This is a genomic window from Mitsuaria sp. TWR114 (assembly GCF_007997345.1).
In genome coordinates this window covers 1-3,093 of sequence record NZ_VOSR01000773.1, presented here as the reverse complement: position 1 = coordinate 3,093, position 3,093 = coordinate 1, and the positions used below count along the sequence as shown (strand labels likewise).

3 protein-coding genes are annotated in these 3,093 nt (G+C 72.1%); all 3 read left to right on the top strand.

What is annotated here, in order from left to right; translation table 11 throughout:
• Window positions 1–58: 58 nt before the first annotated feature.
• On the top strand, window positions 59–685 hold the full coding sequence (locus FUT87_RS23990) for a LysE family translocator (RefSeq protein WP_147242393.1): 627 nt from the start codon (window positions 59–61) through the stop codon (window positions 683–685).
• Between the two features lie 209 nt (window positions 686–894).
• Window positions 895–1,107 carry a hypothetical protein gene (locus FUT87_RS23985; RefSeq protein ID WP_147242394.1) on the top strand — a complete coding sequence of 71 codons (213 nt, stop codon included), beginning with the start codon at window positions 895–897 and terminating at the stop codon, window positions 1,105–1,107.
• The coding region (locus FUT87_RS23980) for an ABC transporter substrate-binding protein (RefSeq protein WP_147242616.1) at window positions 1,104–3,093 on the top strand (1,990 nt) is incomplete at its 3' end. The genes FUT87_RS23985 and FUT87_RS23980, both read left to right, overlap by 4 nt.

The window sequence follows — 3,093 nt, the reverse complement described above, 5'->3', positions numbered from 1 at the left end:
CGTTTTCATTGGGCCGTCGAAGTTGGGTAGTCGTAGGCTGCGCCTATCATCCGCCCCCATGCTGACCTTCGAACAACTCTTCGGTTTCCTGCTGGCCGCGATGCTGATCACGGCCTCCCCCGGCCCGGACAACCTGATGGTGCTGGGCATGGGCATCTCGAAGGGACGCCGGCACGGCATGGCCTTCGGCCTGGGCTGCGCGCTGGGCTGCCTGAGTCACACCGTGCTCGCGGCGATCGGCGTCAGCGCGCTGATCGCCGCCTCGCCGATGGCGTTCACCGCGCTGAAGGTCTGCGGCGGCCTCTACCTGATCTGGCTGGGCATCAAGGCGCTGCGCAGCCGCGGCGGCGCCAGCGTCGGCGACGCCTCGCAGGTCGAGGACTCGCTCACCCGCCTGTTCTTCAAGGGCGTCTTCGCCAACGCGATCAACCCCAAGGTCGTGCTCTTCTTCCTCTCCTTCCTGCCGCAGTTCGTCGTGCCCTCGCAGGGCCATGTGGCCGCCCAGACGGCCTTGCTCGGCGTCACCTTCACCCTGCAGGCCGCCCTCCTGTTCGGGCTGCTGGGCTACTTCGCCGGCGCGATCGGCCAATGGCTGCAGCGCAAGCCGCGCGCGGGGCTGTGGCTGGACCGCGTCGCCGGCGCGGTCTTCGTCGCGCTGGGCTTGCGCCTGATCGTGTCGCGCTGAGCCCGGCATTTCCCGTCGGCACGCGGCTTGCCTGCGCGCCGGTCGTCCGCATCGAGCACCGCTTCGATCGGCCCGTTCCGCCGCACTGCCGGCATCATTGAGGCGGCCGGGGTCTCCTCGCCCATTTGCTTGCCTGCGCAGGCATGGGGTTTGCCAAGTTGAAACGTCCGGTTGCAGACCGGATCAACCACTTGCAGGGAGACCCCGTCATGAACAGCCCCGCTGGCCCGCTCAGCCCGATCGCCCCGCTCCTCCAGGACCCGGCGCTCCAGCGCCACCTCGTCCAGTGCGCCAAGGCGCGCGGCCGATGGTTCGGGCTGGCGCTGCTGGCCGAGCGCGTCCAGGGCGTGGTCCTGCCCCGCCTGGCCACCACCGCGGCCCTGAGCGCCGTCACCCTGGGTCTGTTCACCCATTGGCTATGAACGCCGGCCGCAGCGCGGACGCCGCCGCCCGATCGACGGACGCCGCGCCGGAGCCCTCCCCCGATGACGACCGGCGCACCTCCCCCGATCCCACGCCGGATCCCCCGGAAATTGCGGAAGAACTTGCGCTGCTGAATCCGGCGCTGGGCCCCATCGAGCCCCCGGTGCGGGCGGTGCTGTTCGGGCAGGCGCGCTTCGAGCAGCACGGCCGCAGCCTCGCGCAGGCCCAGGCGATCCAGGGCACCGCCGGCGCCGGGCAGTTCTTTCCGCGGCTCGACGACAACGTCGCGATGCTGCAGCAGACACGGCGGCTGCTCGAGAAGCGCCATCGCGACTTCCGCCACCTCGGCGCCGCCGGGAAGTGGCTGCTGGACAACGCCGCGCTGATCGACGAGCAGACGCACCAGGTCCGCCGCGGCCTGCCGCGCAACTTCTTCCGCCTGCTGCCGCGGCTGCGCGACGAACCGCTCGCCGGCCTGCCCCGCATCTACGGCGTGGCCTGGGCCTGGGTCGCGCACACCGACGGCGGCTTCGACACCGGGCTGCTGGCCGCCTACCTGCGCGCCTACCAGGAGGAAAGCCCGCTGTCCCTCGCCGAGCTGTGGGCGCTGCCGACGACGCTGCGGGTGGTGCTGGTCGAGAACCTGCGCCGGCTGGCCGAGCGCTTCGCGACGCTGCAGGCGGCCCGCGACGTGGTGCACCACTGGTACGACGGCCATCCGGCGGCGTCCGGCATCGAGGCGATCACAGCCCTGGAGCCGCGCATGGCAGAGCGCGGCGTTGCGGAGGCCTTCTGGCTGCAGCTCGACCACCGCCTGGAGGAACTGCCCCAGCCGCTGATGGGCGAGCTGGCCGCCTGGCTGAGCACCCGGCTGCCCGCGCCGGCGCAGGCGCTGGCGCGGCAGCAGGACGAATCGATCAAGGACTTGCAGAGCATCCGCAACGCGATCACCGCGCTGCGGCGCATCGACCAGACCCACTGGCGCCAGCTGATCCAGTCGGTCAGCCCGGTGATGCGGACGCTGGGCGAGTCGCCGGTCTTCGCGGCCGAGGCGCCGGACACCCAGGACCTGACGCTGCACGAGATCGAGCGCCTGGCCCGCAAGTCCGGTCGCCCGGAACTCGAGGTCGCGCGCCAGTTGCTGGCGCTGACGCAGGGCGCCGGTCCGCCGCAGGACGGCGAACCCGACCGGCGCAGCGCGCCGATCTACTGGTGGCGCGGGGCCGGACGTCCGACGCTGCTCGCGGCGCTGGGCCTGCACGAGCACGCCTGGCCGCCCCACGACACCGCCCCGGGCCAGCGCTGGGCGGCGGTGGCCTACCTGGCCGGCCTGGCGCTGCTGGGCCTGCTGGGCCTGTCCTGGCTGATGAACCAGGCGCGGCCCGATGCCGCGCCCTGGCTGCTGGTGCTGACCGCGCTGCTGGCCGCCGGGCCGATCGGCGAGGCCGTGGTCGCGCTCACCAACCGCTGGATCAGCGAGCTGGCCCGGCCGGCGCGCTTGCCCCGCCTGGATTTCTCCCAGGGTCTGCCCGACGCCGAACGCACGCTGGTCGTCATGCCGGTGCTGTTGATCGAGCTCAAGCTGCTGTCGATGCAGTACGCCGATCACCACCTGTCGATGACGACGGCGCTGGCGACCGGCTCCGGCCTGCCCGACGTGATGGCGATCGACCTGCGCTACATCGGCAAGTTCGCCGGCTCGGGTGGTTTCGTCGATCTCAACCAGGCGCCGTACCTGGCCGCGTCGCATGCGGATGACTACGTCCGCTTCGCGATGGCGCAGGGCGCCGGACCCGGCGGCACGCAGGTGGCGATTCCGGCCGACATCGGCCCCGGCACGCTGATCTACCGCAAGGACCTGCTCGACCGCGCCGGCGTCAGCGAGGCCGAGATCACCCGCGACTGGTCCGCCTACCTGTCCGCCGGCGAGCGCCTGCGCAAGGCCACCGGCGCCTACCTGATGGCCGACGCCGCCGACCTGCGCG